The sequence below is a fragment of the Gammaproteobacteria bacterium genome (genome assembly GCA_016716465.1).
Taxonomy (GTDB): Bacteria; Pseudomonadota; Gammaproteobacteria; order SZUA-140; family SZUA-140; genus JADJWH01.
The window spans coordinates 815,421-834,104 of sequence record JADJWH010000001.1 but is presented as its reverse complement, the minus strand read 5'-3'; the positions used below and the strand labels follow the sequence as shown (position 1 = coordinate 834,104).

The following is an 18,684-nucleotide window of genomic DNA, read 5'->3' as shown; positions in this document are numbered from 1 at the left end:
GAGCATCGTGTAGTACTGCGCAGGTACTAATCCTCTCGTGTAGAAGGCAGGACTATTTTATGCCCGACATAAGAGTGTCGTATTAACCATTTGGTCGAGCAGTATTTTTATTTCCATATTTGTATACTCGCCGGATCAGAAACCACTGTCTTTCTTCATGAGGACGGACAGCCCTCGCAGGCAAGATCGGTGGATCACAGGGCGGTGACCCGGAGTGGATCGGCGACCGACCCGAACGAGTTTGACCGAACACCCATCGCGTGGGCGGTTCGAACCAACGTTGGATCGCCAGGGATGGCGCCATGGCTCGGTCATGGATATCCAATGGAATGGACAGACGGGGCTCGTCGCCGTCTGCGCGATGGGTTCCTTATGTCTCGCTGTAAGTACCGTTGTCAGCAGATCCTGGGCAGCGGATCGTCTTCCAGTTCCTCGATGAATCGTTCACCGCCCAGGGCGGTCTCCAGGATCACCCCGTCCTGATCCGCAACGGCGGCGCCGATGATCGCGGCGCCCGCGCCCTCCGGCATGGAACGCCAGGCCTCACACAAGGCCTGCGCCTGCGCAGGCTCGATGACGGCCACCACACGTCCTTCGCAGGCCAGGTAGAGCGGATCGTAGCCGAGCAGGTCGCACACGGTCCGCACTGCCGGACGTACCGGGATGTTGTGCATGCGGAGGCGCACACCGAGTCCGCCGGCGCGGGTGATATCGTGCATGACGGTGGCCAGTCCGCCGCGCGTGGGATCACGCATGAAGCGCAGCCCGGGAAAGGCGAGCGCCGCGCGCGTGAGGGGCAGCACGCTGGCGGAATCCGAGCGCAGGTCGCCGTGCAGACCGTACTGGCCGCGCGCCAGCATCACGGCGACGGCATGGTCGCCGACCGGCCCGCTGACCACGATGGCGTCTCCGGGGCGGATGCGCCGTGGATCCAGCGCGCGATCGCCGGGGCGACGGCCGATCCCCGTCGTGATCAGGTAGATCCCGCCGCCTTCGCCGCGCGGCACGACCTTGGTATCCCCCGTGACGACGCGCACCGGGATCGCGCGCGCGGCGGCGGCCAGGCTGGCGACGATGCGCGCAAGCCGGTGACGGCCGAAGCCCTCCTCGATGATCACACCCAGGCTGAGATGGCACGGCTCCGCGCCGGTGACCGCGAGATCGTTGACCGTCCCGTGCACGGCCAGTGAGCCGATATCGCCGCCGGGAAATTCCACCGGCTGGACCGTGAAGCAATCGGTGCTCATCACCACCGTTCCGGAAGGGTAGGCGAGCGTCGCCGCGTCGAGCATCGTGTCGAGTTCGGGGTTGCACAGCTCGCGCGTGAAGATCTCCTCGATCAGTTCGCGCATCAGACGGCCGCCGTTGCCGTGCGGCAGGCCGATGGGTTCGTCGGCAACTTTCTCGTTCGGCTTGTCAGCCGTCGGTTTCATGACTGTCCCCGTGTCCGGTTTTCTATTGCGGCTGCGCGCCATGCGGCGCGATCTCTCCGCGATATCCCGCCTCGATGATCTGCCCGTAACAGAGCCCGGCATCATTACACGGTATCCGTCCGGACAGGCGCACATCGAAGCCATGCGCCGCGAGCAGCGCGCAGGCCTGTTCGCTCAGCCGCCGATTCTGGAATACCCCGCCGGTCAGGCCGACGACGAAGTCACCCGCCTGCTCGCGCAGCAGGTTTGCCTGCGCGAGCAGGCTGTGTGCCAGGCTGCTGTGGAACAGGCCCGCGCGGCGTGCGCGGCTCAGCGAGGCATCCAGCAGCATTGGCACCAGGGGCGCCCAGTCGACTTCCAGCGTGTGGTCTTCCCGTCGCGTGACGGGCAGGTCGATATGGTCCGCAGTCGTTTGCGCCACGGCCTCCAGCAGCGCCGGCCCGTGTCCCTCGTAGCTGCCGGAGGACAGCACGCCGGTCAGCGCCGCAGCGGCGTCGAACAGCCTTCCGGCAGAGGAGGTGAGAGGGCAATTGAGGCCCTGGCGCCAGGCGTGGCGGAGCAGGGCAGTTTCCATCGGAGCGTCATCCCAGCGATGGCCGCTTTCCCAGCACAGCGCCAGGGCGCTGCGCCAGGGCTCACGCGCGGCGCGTTCTCCGCCCGGAAGACGGAACGGGCGCAGGTGTGTGGCGCGTCTCCAGTTGCCCGGCGCTCCGAACAGGCCCTCGCCGCCCCACAGGGAATGATCCTCCCCGTATCCGACGCCGTCCCAGGTGAAGGTCAGCCAGCGTGCTACCGCGGGATGCTCGCCGGCGAGCGCCGCCGCATGGGCGCGGTGGTGGAAGACCCCGATACAGGGCAGGCCGCTCGCTTCGGCCCAGCGCCGGCTGGCGTAGCGCGGATGTCGGTCGCAGGCCACGGCCTCGGCGCGGATCCCGTAGAGGGCTTGCAGATCTTCCACGACGCGGACGAACGCGGCGCGGCTGCGCGGCGCCTCAAGTTCGCCGACATGGGCCGAGACGACGACGCGCCTGTCCCAGGCCAGCGCCACCGTGTTCTTGATATGACCACCCACAGCGAGCAGTGGCCGTTTCAGTGCGAAGGGCAGCTCGAGTTCGAGCGGACTCAGGCCGCGACCCAGGCGCAGCGGGCGCGGCTCGCGAGCGATGACGCGATAGACGGAATCATCCACGCGGCGTTCGATCGGGCGATCGTGGTGCAGCCAGGCGTCTGCCACCCGTGCCAGGCGTTGTTCGGCCTCGGCGGCCTCGATCAGCACGGGTTCGCCACTCACGTTTGCGGAGGTCGCGATCAGCGGTCCGCCGAAATCGTCGAGGATCAGGTAGTGCAACGGGCTGCAGGGCAGCATGACGCCGATCTCGGCGAGGCCGGGCGCGATGTTCTCAGGAAGCGGCATATCTGCCGCGATCTTCGGCAACAGCAGAATGGGGCGGACGGCGGAACGCAAGGCGGCCTCGATACTCGCGTCCACTTCAACGTGGCGGCGCAGCGCGGCCAGTCCGGCATCCTCCGGGAACATCACCGCCAGCGGTTTATCGGGCCGGGGCTTGTTGCGGCGCAGGCGTGCGATCGCCCCGGTGTTATGTGCATCGCACAGCAGGTGGTAACCGCCGACGCCTTTCACGCCGATGATCTTCCCGGCGCGTAGCGCGGTGACCAGGGCATCGAGTGCCTCCACGTTTCCGTGTATCCGGACGCCGCTGCTGTCGGTAAACTCCAGCCGCGGTCCGCACACGTGGCATCCGATCGGCTGCGCGTGAAAGCGGCGATCGCCGGGATCCGCATATTCGCGCGCGCAGTCCGCGCAGAGCGGAAAATCGCGCAGGGTGGTATAGGGGCGGTCGTAGGGGAGGCGGGTGATCACCGTATAGCGCGGACCGCAGGCGGTGCAGTTGATGAACGGATGGCGATAGCGCCGGTTGCGCGGATCGCGCAGTTCCGAGAGACAATCCGTGCATGGAGGCAGATCGGGAGGGATATGCGCGTCGACCGCTGCATGTTCCCGGCTCGCGCGAATGGTGAAACCGCGCAGCGGCTGCCATCCCGTGTCGGCGGCGGTGACCAGGCGCGGCAAAGCGAGGGGCGGCGCCTCGCGCAGCAGGGCCTCACCGAAGCGTGCGACCTGTGTCGGCGGTCCCTGCGCAAAGATCTCCACGCCGTCCTGCCGGTTTCGCACCCATCCCTCGATGTCCAGGCGCGTGGCAAGGCGGTGGACGAAGGGCCGGTAGCCGACGCCCTGGACCCGCCCGCCGATCAGCCAGTGACGGGCGATGCGTTCGGGTGGCGCCGGCGATTGCGGGGCCGTAGGGGACATCTGCGGAGGATCGGCTGTCATGTGCATGCGGCGGATACACTATGCTACCGCAGAAACCGGTCGGCCCGCTCGAGATGTGGATTTCTCAATCTTTAATTAAATAATTCAATAGTTAGTAGAGGATATATGACTCAAGATCAGAGATATGGTGTGAGGCGGTTTTCCAGCGGGCATCGCGCAGGCTATGATCTGAATCGTAACCATGCCGTGTCCACCCATCCAACGACGAGGACCCTGGAATGAGCAACCATGTCTATAAACTGATCGAGCTGACCGGCTCCTCCCCCGACGGGATCGAGCCCGCGATCGAAAACGCCATCGCGCGCGCGGCGAAGACGGTGCGCAATATGCGCTGGTTCGAGGTCACCGGCACACGTGGGCAGATCGAGAACGGCAAGGTCGCCCATTATCAGGTGACGCTGAAGGTCGGTTTCACGCTGGAGGCTTGAACACAGCGGTGAGGGGCGGGCAACGCGTCGTGCGCGCCTGACGCTGAAGAACCCCGTCGAGGGGCAGCGCCGGGTGTTCAGTCCTGGCCGTAGAGCCGGTCGGTGCGCGCGGCGAGGATGAAATCGTTGCGATGCAATCCCTTGATCTTGTGCGACCACCAGGTCACGGTCACCTTGCCCCAGGCAGTGTGGATGTCAGGGTGATGAAATTCCTTTTCCGCCAGCATGCCGACCTTTACGGTGAAGGCGAGGGCATCGACGAAGTTGCGAAAGGTATAGCTGCGCTCCAGTTGATCGATGCCTTCACGCGTGATGATGCGCCAGGCGGGGATCTGGGGCTGGAACTCGGCGATCTCCTCCGTCGTTGCCGTCGGCGCCCCGGCGCGGCACGCCTCGCATTTGATCTCGGCCAGTCCAGTCATTGCAGTCTCCTGTGTGCTTGTTCACCACGATGGGCTCGCTCATGATCCCGCCGGTGAGCTGACCGGGTTATTATAGGCTGCGATCTGGGAGCCGAAAACGCTTCATCTGGCCCTGAACCTGAGGTATAGGTTGTATTTGTATAATTTCATAATTATTTATTACAGGATCATTCATATGCGCTGACGCTGCTGGACATCAAGCCCGCCTATCTCCCGAAGAAACGACAGCCCTCCGGCTTCAGGCGCGGGGTTATCAGGGCATACTGGAGAATCTGCCCTGTGAGATCGTTTTTGCCGGCTAGTCTCGTGCCGGCGCGTCCGCGTCCGCGGCGCCGGACTCGACCAGCGGAACGAAGGCCACCGGGAGGATGCTGCGGCGATGGGTCTCGCCGTCCGCGTCCTTGGTGACCAGCACCAGATCCTGCGTCATATAGCGCAGCCCGACCGGGATCACCATGCGGCCGCCCGGCTTCAGCTGATCGAGCAGTGCCGGCGGGATCTCGGGCGCCGCGGCGGTGACGATGATGGCATCGTAGGGCGCATGCTCCGCCCAGCCCAGATGGCCGTCGCCCACGCGCACTTCCACGTTACGATAGTCGAGTCCTTCCAGATGCTCGCGCGCCGTCTGCGCGAGTTCCGGCAGCGTCTCGACGCTGTACACCCGCCGGACGAGCTGCGCCAGCACGGCCGCCTGGTAGCCCGAGCCCGTGCCGATCTCCAGCACGACGTCGTCCGGCCCGGGATCGAGCATGTCGGTCATCAGGGCGACGATGAAGGGTTGCGAGATGGTCTGCCCGAGTCCGATGGACAAGGGACGGTTCTCGTAGGCGGAGGGCTGCATGCCGGGCGGCACGAAGCGATCACGCGGGACGGTTTCGATGGCGGCGATGACGCGCGGCGACAGGGTGTCGCGCCCGGTGGCGCTGGCGCAGTCGCGCATGTCAGTCTCGATCTCCCGCCGCAGACGCTGTCGCTCGCGTTCGAATTCCGACCCGGGCATGCTCAGGCCGTGATGCGCACCGCGAGGACGTCGCAGGTCGCGTGATTGAGCACGGCGTTCGCCGTGCTCCCGAGCAGACGGCCGAGGCCGTGCCGGCCATGCGAGCCGAGCACGATCAGGTCGGCCCCTTGGGCGCCGGCGAATTCCACGATCTGCTGATGCGGCGCGCCCAGCAGCACGTGACGCTTCACCTCCGCGGGAAGGCCGATCCTGCGCGCGAAGGCCTCGAGGGAGGATGTTCCGTGTTCCAGCAATTCCTTCTCGTCCACCAGCAGGGCCGGCGCGGGGAGGAGGTCATCGGCGAAGCCGAGCGGCGGGAGGTAATCGACCACATGGAGCAGACTCATCGTCGCCGAATTCTGCCGCGCGATCCCGGCAGCCTGGCGCGCGACATGCGCTGAGGCATCCGAAAAGTCGACGGCGATCAGGATATGGCTGTACGGCATGGGCGTACCTCCTTCAAGCGGTAGCGATCCGAACGCACACTCATTTCATCAGCTTCAAATGGGCGAGGCAAGCTGTTCGCCTCCCGCTCCAGTCTCCATTCCGGCATGACGGCGGGTGCGCTGGCGCACGCCGCCCGCCCACCAGATCCGGCACGCTCCCTCGTCGGAGACCATGCAGGGACCGATCGGCGCCTGCGGGGTGCAGCCGCGTCCGTAGAGCGCGCAGTCATCGGGAGCGATGCGGCCGAGCACGACACGCGCGCAGTCGCAGCCGGGCGGCATCTCTCCCGCCCGGCGCCGTGACTGATCCAGCTCGGCCTGAAAGGACAGCCGCGCATCCAGCCGCGACCAGGCGGCGCGGAGCTGATAGCCCGAGCGCGGGATCACCCCAATGCCGCGCCAATCCGCGTCGACGATATCCAGGGTCTCCTCAAGGCAACGGCGCGCGGCCGGATTGCCGCCGGGCCGCACCGTTTCCGCATAGGTGTTGTCGACGAAACAGTGGCCTTCGAGCGATTGACGCAGGGTCGAATAGATGCCGGCCAGCAGCGAGGCGGGGGTAAAGCCCGCGATGGCGGTCGGCAGACCGAAGCGCCCGGGCACGAAGTCCCATTCCTCCGGACCCATCACGGTCGCCACGTGTCCCGGGGCGATCAGGGCGTCGATGCCGGAGGCGTCCGAGTCGAGCAGCATGGCCACCGCCGGCCAGGTACGCCGGGCGGACAGCAGCAGTGACAGATTGTCCGGCACGCCTTGCAGCAGGCTCGCTGCCACCGGTGCCGTGGTGGTCTCGAATCCGGCGGCGAAGAACACCACCCGCCGACGGGGTTCGGCGCAGGCGATTGCAATGGCCTCCTGCGGCGAGGCGACCGCACGGACATCGGCGCCCGCGGCGCGCGCCTCGGCGAGCGAGCGCGGCAGCCCCCGGGCCGCGTTTGCGGGCACGCGCAGCAGGTCTCCGAAGGCCAGCAGCGTGATGCCGGGCCGTTGCGCCAGTTCGATCGCGGCGTGGATGTCCTGCTCCGGGCAGATGCACACGGGACAGCCGGGCCCCGGGATCAGTTCGATGCCCGCCGGCAGGATCGCGCGCAGGCCCGCCAGGGTCAGCGCGCGCTCGTGACCGCCGCACACGTTCATGATGCGAAAGCGGCGCGGGATGGGCAGACGGCGGATCTTTTCCAGCCAGCCGGCGGCCTCGTCGCTGCCGGGTGGCGCCGTCACACCGCGAGCTCCACGTTCAACAGCACCAGCTCGGCGCCGTTCAGGATCCGCGTGTCATCGCTGCCGCAGCGCCGGCAGGAGGGATCATCGGGCGCGGCCTCGGATTCCATGCCGCAGGCGGGGCAGTGCACCTGAAGGGCGGCGGTCTCGATCTCGATGCGCGCCTCCTGTGCCGGGGTGCCGAGGGCAATCTGGGTGAAGTCGTCGATGATATGCTGAGGATCGAGGCGGCCGAGCGGGCCCAGTTGCAGCCGGATGGCGGCCACGGCGGCGGCATCATGATGGCGCGCGATCTCCAGGACACGCGCCAGCAGGTTTCGGCACAGCGAGGTCTCGTGCATCGCTCAATGTCCGCTGCGCATGGCGTCGTGGAGTTCCCAGGCCGTGCGCGCGTCACTGGGCCGCACCGTCTGGATGGCGCAGCCGACATGCACGAGGACGTAATCGCCGACCGCCGGCGGATCGGGCCGGAGCATGAACAGGCTGACCTCCCGTTCGATGCCGCCGGCCTCGCAGCGGGCGCGGTCGCCGTCGACGGAAATGATGCGCATCGGTATTCCCAGACACATGTCGGGTCACAGTCCTCTATCGCGCGGTTCGTATGCCCCTATAATAGGCCATGTGTCTGGATCAGCGGAATGCCCGTTCGAGTGGATATCGAAGCCCCCGTGACTGAAACCCGCTTCCTGCCCCGCGCCGATCTGCAGCGTCTGCTGGATGTGCTGGCGGAGGCGGGGTACGAGTGCATCGGTCCGCGCGTGCGCGACGGTGCGATCGTCTATGATCCCGTCACGCGTGTGTCTGAGCTTCCGCACGGGGTCACGGACCGACAGGGGCCGGGGGAATACCGGCTGCAGGCGGGCGCGGGCGGGCGCTGTTTCGCCTGGGCCAACGGGCCGCAGGCCCTGAAGCCGCTGCTGTTCACGCCGCAGGAATCGCTATGGACGGTCCGCCGGGACGCGCAGGGCCGCCTTGCCTTTATCCCGGCGCCGCCCGTCGCGCGACCGGTGGCCGTGCTGGGGGTGCGGGCCTGCGACCTGGCGGCGTTGCGCCTGCAGGACGCCCATTTCCGTGACGGCCCGCGGCCCGATCCCGCCTACAGCGCGCGCCGCGACGCACTGTTCCTGATCGCGGTGCACTGCACCCATCCGGCCGCGACCTGTTTCTGCGTCTCCACCGGCGACGGCCCGCGGGCGGACTTCGGCTACGATCTCGCCCTGTCCGAGCTCGACGACGGCTTTCTCGTCGAGGCCGGGAGTGTTGCCGGTGGTGTCATCCTCCGGCGCCTGCCAACCGTCGAGGCGACCACGGACCAGCGCCAAGTGGCCGCGCGTGAGATCGAGTCGGGCGCGCGTGCGCAACAGCGCGCGCTGCCCGGCACTGACCTGCGAGATACCCTGTTCGGGCGTCTCGAGCATCCACGTTGGGAGGAGGTCGCGCAGCGGTGTCTGTCCTGCGCCAACTGCACCTCGGTGTGCCCCACCTGCTTCTGTTACAGCGAACATGATGTCCCGAGTCTGGACGGCACGGAGAGCACGCACACCCGCCAATGGGATTCCTGCTTCACCTTCGGACACAGCTATATTCACGGTGGCGCCGTGCGCGGCGGCACGCGGGAACGCTATCGCCAGTGGCTGACGCACAAGCTCGGCGGCTGGCATGATCAGTATGGCCGCTCGGGCTGCGTCGGCTGCGGCCGTTGCATCACCTGGTGCCCGGTCGGAATCGATATCACGGAAGAAGCGAGGGCGGTCTGTGCAGACTGAACCGTGGGTAAATCCTCATCTGCCGCATGAGGCCGAGATCGTCGAACGTATCGACGAGTCCGAGCATGTATTCACGCTGAAACTGCGCCTCGCCAATCCGGCGCAACACGCGGCCTACCGCTTCGCGCCGGGACAGTTCAACATGCTCTATCTGTATGGGGTCGGAGAGGTGCCGATCTCCATCGTCTCCGATCCGGAACACGACGATCTGCTCGACCACACCATCCGCCGCGTCGGCCGCGTCACCGACGGGATCGCGGCGCTGAAGGCGGGCGACCGTCTCGGTGTACGCGGCCCCTACGGGCGGGGCTGGCCGCTGGACGCGCTGGAAGGGAAGGACGTGCTGATCGTGACCGGTGGACTGGGCTGCGCGCCGAGCGTCTCCGTGATCCAGTACATGATGCGCCGGCGCGCCCGCTTCGGGGCCGTCACGATACTGCAAGGGGTCAAGCACTACAATGACCTGCTCTGGCGCGCGCGTTACGAGGCGTGGGCGGCCATGCCGCGCACCCGGGTCCTGTTTTCCGCCGACACCGGCGGGCCGCTCTGGCCCTGGCATATCGGGCCGGTCACGGGCCTGTTCGAGCATATCGAGCCGGAGCCGGGACGCACGCTCGCCTTGCTGTGCGGGCCGGAGGGGATGATGGCAGCCACGGTCAGGGCCTTGCGCGGGCTCGGTCTTGCGGATTCCGCCATCTGGCTCAGCCTGGAGCGGAGCATGCACTGCGCCGTGGGGCAGTGCGGGCATTGCCAGTTTGGCGGGAAATTCGTCTGCAAGGACGGCCCGGTGTTCGCCTGTTCCGAGATTGCACCGCTGTTTTCAGTCAAAGGTCTCTGATTTATCAATTTGATGAACGCAGAAGCTAACTTGAAGTCTGATGATAAATCCGCGTCGGAACGGGCCACGGTCGCGGTGCATAAATTCACCTCCTGCGACGGTTGCCAGTTGGCCTTCCTGAACCTGGGGGATGATCTGTTGACGCTGGCCGAACTGGTCGACATCCGCCACTTCGCGGAGGCCGGGATGGTGGATCCGGAGGCGCGGGTGGATATCGCCTTCGTCGAGGGCAGCATCACCACGCCGGATGAATACGAGCGCATCCGCCGCGTTCGCGCCAGCAGCCGCTTCCTGGTCGCGCTCGGCGCCTGCGCGACGGCGGGCGGACTGCAGGCCCTGCGCAACCTCGGCGGACTGACGCAGGAATGGATGGCCGGGATCTATGCCTCGCCGTCCCACATCCAGACCCTGGAGACCTCGACCGCCATTTCCGCGCACGTGAAGGTCGATCTTGAGCTATGGGGCTGCCCGGTCAATGGCCGGCAGGTACTCGGCGCGGTGCGGGCGCTGCTGTTCGGCGTATTACCGGAGCGTGAGCACGACAAGGTGTGCCTGGAGTGCAAGCGTGAACGGGCGGTATGCGTGATGGTCGCCCGCGGGACGCCCTGCATGGGGCCGGTCACGTTGAGCGGTTGCGGCGCCCTGTGTCCGCGCTTCGGTCGCGACTGTTATGCCTGCTACGGCCCCGCGGAGAACGCCAACACCGCGGCCCTCGGCCGGCGCCTGGCCGGGCTCGGACTGCCGCCCGAGGCGGTGGCACGGCGCTTCCACTTCATCAATAACGGGGCGCCGGTATTCCTGGAGGCGGGCCGACGTGCGGCCGAAGGCGGATTCGACGATGTCTGAAGAGCGCGATATCCGCATCAATGTCCCGGTGCTCGCGCGGGTCGAAGGCGAGGGCGCGCTGCATCTGCGCATCCAGGACGGGCGCATCGCCGAGCTCGGCCTGCGCATCTTCGAGCCGCCGCGGCTGTTCGAGAAATTCCTGGTCGGCCGCGATTGCCGCGAGGTCCCGGACATCGTCGCGCGCATCTGCGGCATCTGCCCGGTCGCCTACCAGATGAGCGCCGTGCATGCGATCGAGTCGGTCCTGGGGATCAATCCCGGCCCATGGGTCCGCGCCATGCGCCGGTTGCTGTACTGCGGCGAATGGATCGAGAGCCACAGTCTGCACATCCATCTGCTCGCCGCCCCGGATTTCCTGGGTTTCGCCAGCGCGCCCGAGATGGCGAAGGTCCATCCTGCCGAGGTGCGGCGCGGGCTGCGCCTGCAGGCCGCGGGCAACGAGATCATCCGCGTGCTGGGCGGCCGGTCGGTCCATCCGGTGGGCGTGTGCATCGGCGGTTTCCATCACGCGCCCGCGCCGGAGACGATGCGCGCGCTGCTCGCAAGGCTGCGCGCCATGCTGCCGGACGCCGGGGAGCTCGTGGCCTGGTGTGCACGCCTGGGCGCGGGCGGGATCCAGCGCCGGCTCACCTGTCTCGCGCTGCGGCATCCGGAGGAGTATCCACTGAACGAGGGCGAACTGACCACCGGCGACGGACTGGTTTTCGGCAGCCGCGAGTTCGCCCGCCATATTGAAGAATTCCAGGTGCCGTATTCGACCGCACTGCACGCCCTGCTGCACGGCGAACCCTATCTGGTCGGGCCGCTTGCGCGCCTGAATCTGAATCACGACCGTCTTCCCCTGGAGGTGCGCCGGGTGATGGATTCCGCCGGCCTGCGTCTGCCCAGCCATGACATGTTCCACAGCATGGCCGCGCGCGCCGTGGAGATCCTGTACGCCCTGCACGAGGCCATCCGCCTGCTGGAAGCCTATGAAACGCCGGAGCGGCCGGCCGCGGAATACCGCCCGCGCGCCGGCGTCGGCTATTCCGCCACCGAGGCCCCGCGCGGCGTATTGTGGCATCGCTACGAGATCGATGCTGACGGGCGCATCGCGGAGGCGCGCATCGTGCCGCCGACCAGCCAGAACCAGGCCTGCATCGAGGCGGATCTGCGCGCCTCGCTGGAGGCGTACGGCCTGGAGCATGCCGCGGGGGATCTGCGCGCCCACGCCGAGAAGGTGATACGCAATTACGACCCCTGCATCTCGTGCGCGACGCATTTCCTGGATCTGACGGTGGAGCGGGTTTGAGCCCTGTGCGTGTCATCGGCGTGGGTTCGCCGTTCGGCGCCGACCGCATAGGCTGGGATGTCGTGGAGGCGCTCGGCCGTTGGGAACAGCTACCCGCCGGGGTGGCCCTGTCCCGTTGCGCCCGCCCCGACGGCGAACTGCTGGGCGCGTTGGCGGTGCCGGGCCTGCTGATCCTGATCGATGCGATGCGCAGCGGCCGGTCACCGGGGACGGTTCGTCGTTTCACCGCGGCAGAGGTCATGGCCGGAGAAGGTATGATCTCCACCCACAGTTTTGGCATAAAGTCTGCACTGAGATTGGCGGAGGCCCTGGCCAGTCTGAAGGCGGAGGTGTGGGTCTGCGGCATAGAAATCGCGCCGCAAACGGCGCGACGGGACGGGATTCCCGACCCCGGACCGGTGCTGCCGGATTCGCCGGATATTGCTGGAATCATCAAGGAAATCAAAAAAATATTGCTTGATTCCATGAGAGAACATGATTATCCGGAGGGCCCGGATCTGGTATCATGCCAATAAAAAATTCAGCCCATGGGGAACCACATGTCCAATATCGGTAACGGGTTTCAGGAACGCCGCCAGCAATCACATCGCAAGATCCAGGAACTGGTCGGCGTGCGTGATCAGATGCTTTCCCTCTACAGCGAACTTGCGGCACAACATCCTTTCCAGAACGAGGATTCGGTGAGCGGGCTGCTGGAACAGTTCTGCCAGATGCTCATCGACTATACGGCGGATACGCATTTCGGCCTTTACCGCTACGTCGACGAGAAGCGCGAGCGTCGCCGGGCGGTTCTGGAAGTGGCGGACCGCATTTACCCGACTATCCTCGCGACCACCGATTCCATTCTGGATTTCAACGACAAATACGACTTTGAAAGCAAACGCGAAGACATCAGCCTGGAGACCCTCGAACAGGATCTCTCCCGACTGGGGGAATCCCTCGCCGATCGCATCGAGCTCGAGGACCAGCTGATTCAGGTGCTCAGCAAGGGCCGCGCATGACGCGGGTTATGACATTCCACAGTATTTAGCCCACCTGCCGCACGCACCCCCTTGTTATTCGGGGCCGCGCCACCCATTTCCTGGAAGAGGAGGTGTGGCGGCCATCAGAACGCGCGGTATTGCCCATGGTTAGCGTCAAGGACAGGCAGCTCGGGCTGACCAGCAAGGACAGCCTGCAGGGCGAGGAGTGGCTTGCCTCCATCACCCCTGGCCGGACGGCGCAGGACCTGGCGCTGATCCGGCGTGCCTGCGAGGTCGCGCAGCGTGCCCACGAAGGGCAGCGGCGTGCCTCGGGAGAGCCCTATTTCCACCACTGCATCGCCGTCGCGAATATCCTGGTCGACCTCAATCTGGACGCCGAGACCTTGGCCGCCGCCGTGCTGCACGACGTTGCCGAGGACACCGGCGTCACCATGGAGGACATCCGCGCCGGGTTCGGCGACGCCATCGCCCATCTGGTCGACGGCGTGACCAAAATGAAGCTGATCCGGGCCTACAAGAGCCTGCCGGACAGCGACAAACAGGAGCGTACACAGGCGGAAAACCTGCGCAAGATGCTGCTCGCGATGGCGGAAGACATCCGCGTCGTGCTGATCAAGCTGGCCGACCGCATCCACAATATGCGCACCCTGGCCGCGCTGCCGTCCGACAAACAGCACCGCATCGCGAAGGAAACACTCGATATCTACGCGCCGCTCGCCAACCGTCTCGGCATCTGGCAGCTCAAGTGGGAACTCGAGGACCTGTCGCTGCGCTATCTCGACCCGGCGTTGTACAAGCGCATTGCCGGCATGCTGGACGAGCGGCGTATCGACCGCGAGCGCTATCTCGATGACTTTGTTACCCGGCTGGATGGGGAACTGAAGAAGATCGGCCTCAATGCCGAGGTCACCGGCCGGCCCAAGCACATCTACAGCATCTGGCGCAAGATGGAGCGCAAGAAGATCGGTTATCACCAGATCTATGACATCCGCGGCGTCCGTATCCTGGTCGATTCGATCCCCGATTGCTACAAGGCGCTCGGTGTGGTGCATGGCCTCTGGCAGTACATCGCGGGCGAGTTTGATGACTACATCGCCACTCCGAAGGAGAACAACTACCAGTCCATCCACACCGCCGTGGTCGGGCCGGAAGGGAAGACCGTCGAGATTCAGATCCGTACGCGCGAGATGCACGAGCGCAACGAACTCGGCGTGGCCGCCCACTGGCGTTACAAGGAGGGCGGCCGGGACAGCGGCGCTTTCGATCGCAAGGTGGCATGGCTGCGCTCCTTGCTGGAGTGGAAGGAAGAGATCGCCGACGCGGGAGATTTCGTCGAACGTTTCCGCACCGAGGTGTTCCAGGACCGGATCTATGTCTTCACGCCCAAGGGCAGCGTAGTGGATCTCCCGCGCGGCGCCACGCCGCTCGACTTCGCCTATCACATCCACACCGAAGTCGGCCATCGCTGCCGCGGCGCGAAGGTGAATGGCCGCATGGTGCAACTGACCACACCGCTGGAGACCGGGCAGCAGGTCGAAATCGTCACTGTGAAGGAGGCGGCCCCCAGCCGCGACTGGCTGAATCCGCATCTCGGCTATCTCCATTCGGCGCGCGCGCGCGCGAAGGTCCAGCATTGGTTCAGGCTGCAGGACTACGACAAGAATGTCCTGGCCGGGCGGGGCATGGTGGAGCGCGAGCTGAAGCGGCTGGGACTGTCCAACGTGAATCAGGAGAAGCTGGCCGAGGCGCTCAACTATTCCCGGCCCGAGGATCTCTTTGCAGCGGTTGCCCACGGGGACATCAAGAGTACGCGCTATCTTCAGGCGGCCCAGACCCTGCAGGATACGCGTCCGGACGCGGGCGAGGCGGCGATTGTCGTGCAGAAGCCGGCGCGTCCACGGCCCGGGACGGAGGGTTTTCAGATCCAGGGCGTCGGCAATGTCCTGACGAATATGGCGCACTGTTGCCGGCCCGTGCCGGGCGACGAGATCCGCGGCTATATCACCGTAGGGCGGGGGGTCACGATCCATCGCGGCGATTGCGCGAACCTGCTGCGCTCGGGCGCGCGCCATCCGGAGCGTGTCATCGCCGTCGACTGGGGCGGCTCCGCGAATCAGACGTTTCCGGTCGACATCCAGATTTCGGCATTCGACCGGCACGGCCTCCTCAACGATATCACGGCCGTAGTCGCCAACGAGAAGATCAATGTGATTGCGGTCAACACCCTGTCCAACAGCCGGGATCACACGGCCAGCATGCGCCTGACGCTGGAGGTCCCGGATATCGACACCCTGAGCCGCGTCCTGACCAGGATCAACCAGTTGCCGAATATCCTGCAGGTGCGGCGGGTGTCCCGCTGAAACTGCGAGGGCGGTCGTTGATCTGCGGCAGCGGGCTGTAATAGGATAGGAACAGGTTCATGAAATGGTCTGTTGCAACGAATTTCCCTTCAGGCGGACGGCCCGGCAAATGGGCTTGCGATCGGTTTTTTTCGCGATCGGTAGAACCAAAGACAATATATCCACTCCGAGGTGATCCATATGAAATTACCCTTGCAAATTACAACAAGGAACGTGTCTCTCTCCGAAGCCGCCGAGGAGATAATCCGCGAAAAGGCCTCCAAGCTGGAAACGTTCTACGACCACATCATGTCCTGCCGCGTGCTGGTCGAGGTACCGCACCGGCACAAGCAGCACGGCATTAGCTACAACGTCCGCATCGACATCACCGTTCCCGGTAACGAGATCGTGGTCAAGCGCGAGCCGAACGAGGATCTCTATGTCGCCATTCGGGATTCCTTTGACGCCGCCCGCCGGCAACTTCAGACATTCGCCGGCCGCCAGCGCGGCGAGGTCAAGATCCATCAACAGGAAAGCGTGCCCACCGGGCACGTGCGCAAACTCTATCCGGAAAGCGATTATGGCTTCATCGAGACCCTCGACGGGCGCGAGATCTATTTTCACCGCAACAGCGTGCGGAACAGCGGCTTCGACCACCTGAGCCCGGATACCGAAGTGCGGTTTACCGAGGAGGAGGGCGAGCAGGGACCGCAGGCGGTGGTCGTCATTCCGCTCGGGAAATAGTCCTGCCATGCGTCGCGTGGGGCAGCGAGAGCCCCCGAACACCGCCGTCTTCGCGTGAAGGCGGCGGACGTTTCCATGTCGGAGCGCGCCGCCTATGAACCCGGCTGCGTCCGCTGCCCGCGACTCGCGGCCCATCTGGCCGGGGTGCGGGGCGCGCATCCGGAGTATCATGCCCGACCGGTCGCCCCGTTCGGGGCCGACGATCCGCGCCTGCTGATTGTCGGGCTCGCGCCGGGGATGCACGGCGCAAACGCGACCGGCCGACCCTTTACCGGTGACTACGCCGGGATCCTGCTGTACCAGACCTTGCACAAATTCGGTTTCAGCAACCTCCCGGTGTCCGAACATCGCGAGGACGGTCTGCGTCTGCGGGAATGCCGCATCACGAACGCGGTGAAATGCCTGCCGCCCGAGAACAAGCCGACGCCGGCGGAGATCAAGCAGTGCAATCCCTTCCTGCGCGCGGAGCTGCGCGACCTGCGCCCCGATGCCGCCATCCTTGCGCTCGGGACCATCGCCCATCAGGCGGTGCTGCGCGCCCTGTCATTGCCCGCGCGCGATTACAAATTCTCGCACGGGGCGGAACACCCGCTCCCCGGCGGGCGCCGCCTGTTCGATTCCTATCACTGCAGCCGCTACAACACCCAGACGAGACGACTGACGGCGGCCATGTTCCATGACGTCTTCGCCCGGATCGCGCATTACAGCGCTGCGACTGTGGGCGTTTCGCCCTCACGCTGATGGACGAGTCCGCCTTCGATCCGGCGGAACTGCTCAAGCAGCTTCCGACCCGCCCGGGGATTTACCGCATGCTGGGCAAGCGGGGCGAGGTGATCTATGTCGGGAAGGCGCGCAATCTGAAGCGGCGCGTATCCAGTTACTTCAACCGCGCCGATGCATCACCCAAGACGCACCGCCTGGTCGAGCAGATCCACGGCGTGGAAGTCACGATCACGCGCACGGAAGACGAGGCCTTGCTGCTTGAGAACAATCTGATCAAGGAGCTGAAACCCCGATACAACGTCCTGCTGCGTGACGACAAGAGCTATCCCTATATCCGGCTCTCGGAGACCAACGACTTCCCGCGCCTGAGTTTCTACCGCGGGGAGAGGAAATCCGGCGAACGCTATTTCGGCCCGTACCCGAACGCGGGCGCCGTGCGCGAAACCCTGAATCAGCTGCAGCGGCTGTTCAAGATCCGCCAGTGCGAGGATACCTTCTTCCGGAACCGCACACGGCCGTGCCTGCAATACCAGATCAAGCGCTGTACGGCGCCGTGCGTGGGCCTGATCGGCCAGGAAGACTACCGCGGCGACCTGCGCCACGCCATCATGTTTCTCGAGGGGAAGAACCGTGAGGTCATCGATGAGCTGATCCACAGGATGGATCAGGCCTCCGGCCGGCTGGATTACGAGCAGGCGGCCTATTACCGCGATCAGATCGCGTCGCTGCGCCGGATCCAGGATCAGAATTACGCGGGCCCGGGCGGCGGCGACGTGGACATCATCGCCAGCGTGGTACGCGACGGCGTGGGCTGCGTCGGGATCTTCTGCATCCGCGGAGGGCGAAATCTGGGCAACAAGGCCTTTTTTCCCCGCCATCCGCGCGAGGCGGAGGCGGGCGACATACTGACCGCGTTCGTTTCACAATACTACGTCAATCGCGAGGCGCCGCCCGAACTGATCGTGAACGAAGCACCGGAGGACCAGGAAATGATCCGCCAGGTGCTCGCGCATATCTCCGGTCACAAGGTCGCGATCCACAGCCGTGTGCGCGGGGAGCGCGCCCGCTGGCTGCGGCTGGCGATCGACAACGCTGAGGTCGATCTCCAGCGTTATCTCTCGACGCGGAGCAACCTGAACCAGCAGTTCCTGGAGTTGCGTGAGAGCCTGGGACTCGACGAGCCGCCGCAACGGCTCGAGTGCTTTGATATCAGTCACCTCGCGGGCGAGGCGACGGTGGCCTCCTGCGTGGTGTTCGAGCGCTTCGGACCGGTGAAGGCGGACTACCGGCGTTTCAACATCAAGGACATCACCCCGGGCGACGACTACGCCGCCATGAAACAGGCCCTGAGACGGCGCTATCTGCGCCTGAAAAAAGGGGAAGCGAAACTGCCCGACGTGCTGTTCATCGACGGGGGCAAGGGCCAGATCGCCCAGGTCAGCGAAGTATTCGAGGAACTCCAGATCAGCGGCATCGTCGTGGTCGGCGTGGCCAAGGGGAGGGAGCGCAAGCCCGGGCTGGAAACCCTGCATGTGCTCGGCCGCGGCGACGAGATAACGCTGCCGCACGATTCGGCCGCGCTGCGGCTCATCCAGTACATCCGGGACGAGGCCCATCGTTTCGCGTTGGCCGGCCATCGCGGCCGGCGCATGAAGACGCGTAACCGCTCCCCGCTGGAGGAGATCCCGGGCATCGGTCCGAGTCGGCGCCGCGACCTGCTGAAACAGTTCGGCGGCCTACAGGGACTGACGCGTGCGGGCGTCGAGGAACTGGCGAGAACGCCCGGGATAAACAAGGAGCTTGCGCAGAGGATCTATGATACTCTGCACGGAGCATAATACCGATCCAGAT

At 65.6% G+C, this 18,684-nt stretch carries 19 protein-coding genes; 11 read left to right on the top strand and 8 right to left on the bottom strand.

Annotated features, from left to right (window positions below; translation table 11 throughout):
* Positions 1 to 395: 395 nt before the first annotated feature.
* Both hypE and hypF read right to left on the bottom strand, forming a co-directional pair.
* On the bottom strand, positions 396 to 1,433 hold the full coding sequence (gene hypE, locus IPM20_03920; GenBank protein MBK9130777.1) for a hydrogenase expression/formation protein HypE: 1,038 nt from the start codon (positions 1,431 to 1,433) through the stop codon (positions 396 to 398).
* Between the two features lie 22 nt (positions 1,434 to 1,455).
* A complete protein-coding gene (gene hypF, locus IPM20_03915; GenBank protein ID MBK9130776.1) occupies positions 1,456 to 3,765 on the bottom strand; it encodes a carbamoyltransferase HypF in 2,310 nt (769 codons plus the stop codon).
* 239 nt (positions 3,766 to 4,004) lie between these two features.
* Between hypF and IPM20_03910 the strand changes: the two genes are divergently transcribed.
* Positions 4,005 to 4,214: a dodecin domain-containing protein gene (locus IPM20_03910; GenBank protein ID MBK9130775.1), complete on the top strand. Its 210-nt coding sequence runs from the start codon at positions 4,005 to 4,007 to the stop codon at positions 4,212 to 4,214.
* Between the two features lie 77 nt (positions 4,215 to 4,291).
* Here IPM20_03910 and IPM20_03905 read toward each other — a convergent pair whose 3' ends face one another.
* The 6 genes from IPM20_03905 to IPM20_03880 all read right to left on the bottom strand — a co-directional run bounded on the left by IPM20_03905 (position 4,292) and on the right by IPM20_03880 (position 7,872).
* The gene (locus IPM20_03905; protein MBK9130774.1) at positions 4,292 to 4,636 is read right to left on the bottom strand and encodes a 4a-hydroxytetrahydrobiopterin dehydratase; all 345 of its coding nucleotides are present in this window, start codon (positions 4,634 to 4,636) and stop codon (positions 4,292 to 4,294) included.
* Positions 4,637 to 4,934: 298 nt separating this feature from the next.
* The gene (locus tag IPM20_03900; protein ID MBK9130773.1) at positions 4,935 to 5,636 is read right to left on the bottom strand and encodes a protein-L-isoaspartate(D-aspartate) O-methyltransferase; all 702 of its coding nucleotides are present in this window, start codon (positions 5,634 to 5,636) and stop codon (positions 4,935 to 4,937) included.
* A 2-nt stretch (positions 5,637 to 5,638) separates the two neighbouring features.
* Positions 5,639 to 6,082, bottom strand: a complete 444-nt coding sequence (locus IPM20_03895; GenBank protein ID MBK9130772.1) for a universal stress protein — start codon at positions 6,080 to 6,082, stop codon at positions 5,639 to 5,641.
* Positions 6,083 to 6,136: 54 nt separating this feature from the next.
* Complete coding sequence (gene hypD / locus IPM20_03890) at positions 6,137 to 7,303, bottom strand: hydrogenase formation protein HypD (protein MBK9130771.1); 1,167 nt, start codon at positions 7,301 to 7,303, stop codon at positions 6,137 to 6,139.
* Entirely contained in the window at positions 7,300 to 7,644 is a 345-nt protein-coding gene (locus IPM20_03885) for a hydrogenase maturation nickel metallochaperone HypA (GenBank protein MBK9130770.1), read from the bottom strand. The genes hypD and IPM20_03885 overlap by 4 nt, the downstream gene beginning before the upstream one ends.
* A gap of 3 nt (positions 7,645 to 7,647) precedes the next feature.
* Positions 7,648 to 7,872 carry a HypC/HybG/HupF family hydrogenase formation chaperone gene (locus IPM20_03880; GenBank protein MBK9130769.1) on the bottom strand — a complete coding sequence of 75 codons (225 nt, stop codon included), beginning with the start codon at positions 7,870 to 7,872 and terminating at the stop codon, positions 7,648 to 7,650.
* A 69-nt stretch (positions 7,873 to 7,941) separates the two neighbouring features.
* On the opposite strand from IPM20_03880, the gene IPM20_03875 reads away from it, so the two are divergent.
* From IPM20_03875 to uvrC, 10 genes are all read left to right on the top strand, one after another.
* Positions 7,942 to 9,069, top strand: a complete 1,128-nt coding sequence (locus tag IPM20_03875) for a 4Fe-4S dicluster domain-containing protein (GenBank protein MBK9130768.1) — start codon at positions 7,942 to 7,944, stop codon at positions 9,067 to 9,069.
* Entirely contained in the window at positions 8,972 to 9,907 is a 936-nt protein-coding gene (locus IPM20_03870) for an FAD/NAD(P)-binding protein (GenBank protein ID MBK9130767.1), read from the top strand. The genes IPM20_03875 and IPM20_03870 overlap by 98 nt, the downstream gene beginning before the upstream one ends.
* Positions 9,908 to 9,919: 12 nt before the next feature.
* Positions 9,920 to 10,753 carry a sulfhydrogenase subunit delta gene (locus IPM20_03865; protein MBK9130766.1) on the top strand — a complete coding sequence of 278 codons (834 nt, stop codon included), beginning with the start codon at positions 9,920 to 9,922 and terminating at the stop codon, positions 10,751 to 10,753.
* On the top strand, positions 10,746 to 12,044 hold the full coding sequence (locus IPM20_03860; protein MBK9130765.1) for a Ni/Fe hydrogenase subunit alpha: 1,299 nt from the start codon (positions 10,746 to 10,748) through the stop codon (positions 12,042 to 12,044). The genes IPM20_03865 and IPM20_03860 overlap by 8 nt, the downstream gene beginning before the upstream one ends.
* A 20-nt stretch (positions 12,045 to 12,064) precedes the next feature.
* Complete coding sequence (locus IPM20_03855) at positions 12,065 to 12,559, top strand: hydrogenase maturation protease (GenBank protein MBK9130764.1); 495 nt, start codon at positions 12,065 to 12,067, stop codon at positions 12,557 to 12,559.
* A 24-nt stretch (positions 12,560 to 12,583) separates the two neighbouring features.
* Positions 12,584 to 13,045: an Rsd/AlgQ family anti-sigma factor gene (locus IPM20_03850; protein MBK9130763.1), complete on the top strand. Its 462-nt coding sequence runs from the start codon at positions 12,584 to 12,586 to the stop codon at positions 13,043 to 13,045.
* A 125-nt stretch (positions 13,046 to 13,170) separates the two neighbouring features.
* The gene (gene relA, locus IPM20_03845; protein ID MBK9130762.1) at positions 13,171 to 15,387 is read left to right on the top strand and encodes a GTP diphosphokinase; all 2,217 of its coding nucleotides are present in this window, start codon (positions 13,171 to 13,173) and stop codon (positions 15,385 to 15,387) included.
* Between the two features lie 180 nt (positions 15,388 to 15,567).
* A complete protein-coding gene (gene raiA / locus IPM20_03840; GenBank protein MBK9130761.1) occupies positions 15,568 to 16,110 on the top strand; it encodes a ribosome-associated translation inhibitor RaiA in 543 nt (180 codons plus the stop codon).
* Positions 16,111 to 16,185: 75 nt separating this feature from the next.
* Positions 16,186 to 16,851 (top strand): uracil-DNA glycosylase, encoded by a 666-nt coding sequence (locus tag IPM20_03835; GenBank protein ID MBK9130760.1) that lies wholly within the window; start codon positions 16,186 to 16,188, stop codon positions 16,849 to 16,851.
* On the top strand, positions 16,851 to 18,671 hold the full coding sequence (gene uvrC, locus IPM20_03830; protein MBK9130759.1) for an excinuclease ABC subunit UvrC: 1,821 nt from the start codon (positions 16,851 to 16,853) through the stop codon (positions 18,669 to 18,671). Before IPM20_03835 ends, uvrC begins: the two co-directional genes overlap by 1 nt.
* Positions 18,672 to 18,684 lie beyond the last annotated feature (13 nt).

Coding starts and splice junctions, on each gene's coding strand:
- IPM20_03905 (MBK9130774.1), bottom strand. CDS start 4,636: ATGACTGGACTGGCCGAGATCAAATGCGAGGCGTGCCGCGCCGGGGCG.
- IPM20_03910 (MBK9130775.1), top strand. CDS start 4,005: ATGAGCAACCATGTCTATAAACTGATCGAGCTGACCGGCTCCTCCCCC.
- IPM20_03875 (MBK9130768.1), top strand. CDS start 7,942: ATGCCCGTTCGAGTGGATATCGAAGCCCCCGTGACTGAAACCCGCTTC.
- IPM20_03900 (MBK9130773.1), bottom strand. CDS start 5,636: ATGCCCGGGTCGGAATTCGAACGCGAGCGACAGCGTCTGCGGCGGGAG.
- IPM20_03880 (MBK9130769.1), bottom strand. CDS start 7,872: ATGTGTCTGGGAATACCGATGCGCATCATTTCCGTCGACGGCGACCGC.
- IPM20_03865 (MBK9130766.1), top strand. CDS start 9,920: ATGAACGCAGAAGCTAACTTGAAGTCTGATGATAAATCCGCGTCGGAA.
- raiA (MBK9130761.1), top strand. CDS start 15,568: ATGAAATTACCCTTGCAAATTACAACAAGGAACGTGTCTCTCTCCGAA.
- relA (MBK9130762.1), top strand. CDS start 13,171: ATGGTTAGCGTCAAGGACAGGCAGCTCGGGCTGACCAGCAAGGACAGC.
- hypF (MBK9130776.1), bottom strand. CDS start 3,765: ATGTCCCCTACGGCCCCGCAATCGCCGGCGCCACCCGAACGCATCGCC.
- IPM20_03870 (MBK9130767.1), top strand. CDS start 8,972: ATGGCCGCTCGGGCTGCGTCGGCTGCGGCCGTTGCATCACCTGGTGCC.
- IPM20_03895 (MBK9130772.1), bottom strand. CDS start 6,082: ATGCCGTACAGCCATATCCTGATCGCCGTCGACTTTTCGGATGCCTCA.
- IPM20_03885 (MBK9130770.1), bottom strand. CDS start 7,644: ATGCACGAGACCTCGCTGTGCCGAAACCTGCTGGCGCGTGTCCTGGAG.
- IPM20_03850 (MBK9130763.1), top strand. CDS start 12,584: ATGTCCAATATCGGTAACGGGTTTCAGGAACGCCGCCAGCAATCACAT.
- uvrC (MBK9130759.1), top strand. CDS start 16,851: ATGGACGAGTCCGCCTTCGATCCGGCGGAACTGCTCAAGCAGCTTCCG.
- IPM20_03860 (MBK9130765.1), top strand. CDS start 10,746: ATGTCTGAAGAGCGCGATATCCGCATCAATGTCCCGGTGCTCGCGCGG.
- hypE (MBK9130777.1), bottom strand. CDS start 1,433: ATGAAACCGACGGCTGACAAGCCGAACGAGAAAGTTGCCGACGAACCC.
- IPM20_03835 (MBK9130760.1), top strand. CDS start 16,186: ATGTCGGAGCGCGCCGCCTATGAACCCGGCTGCGTCCGCTGCCCGCGA.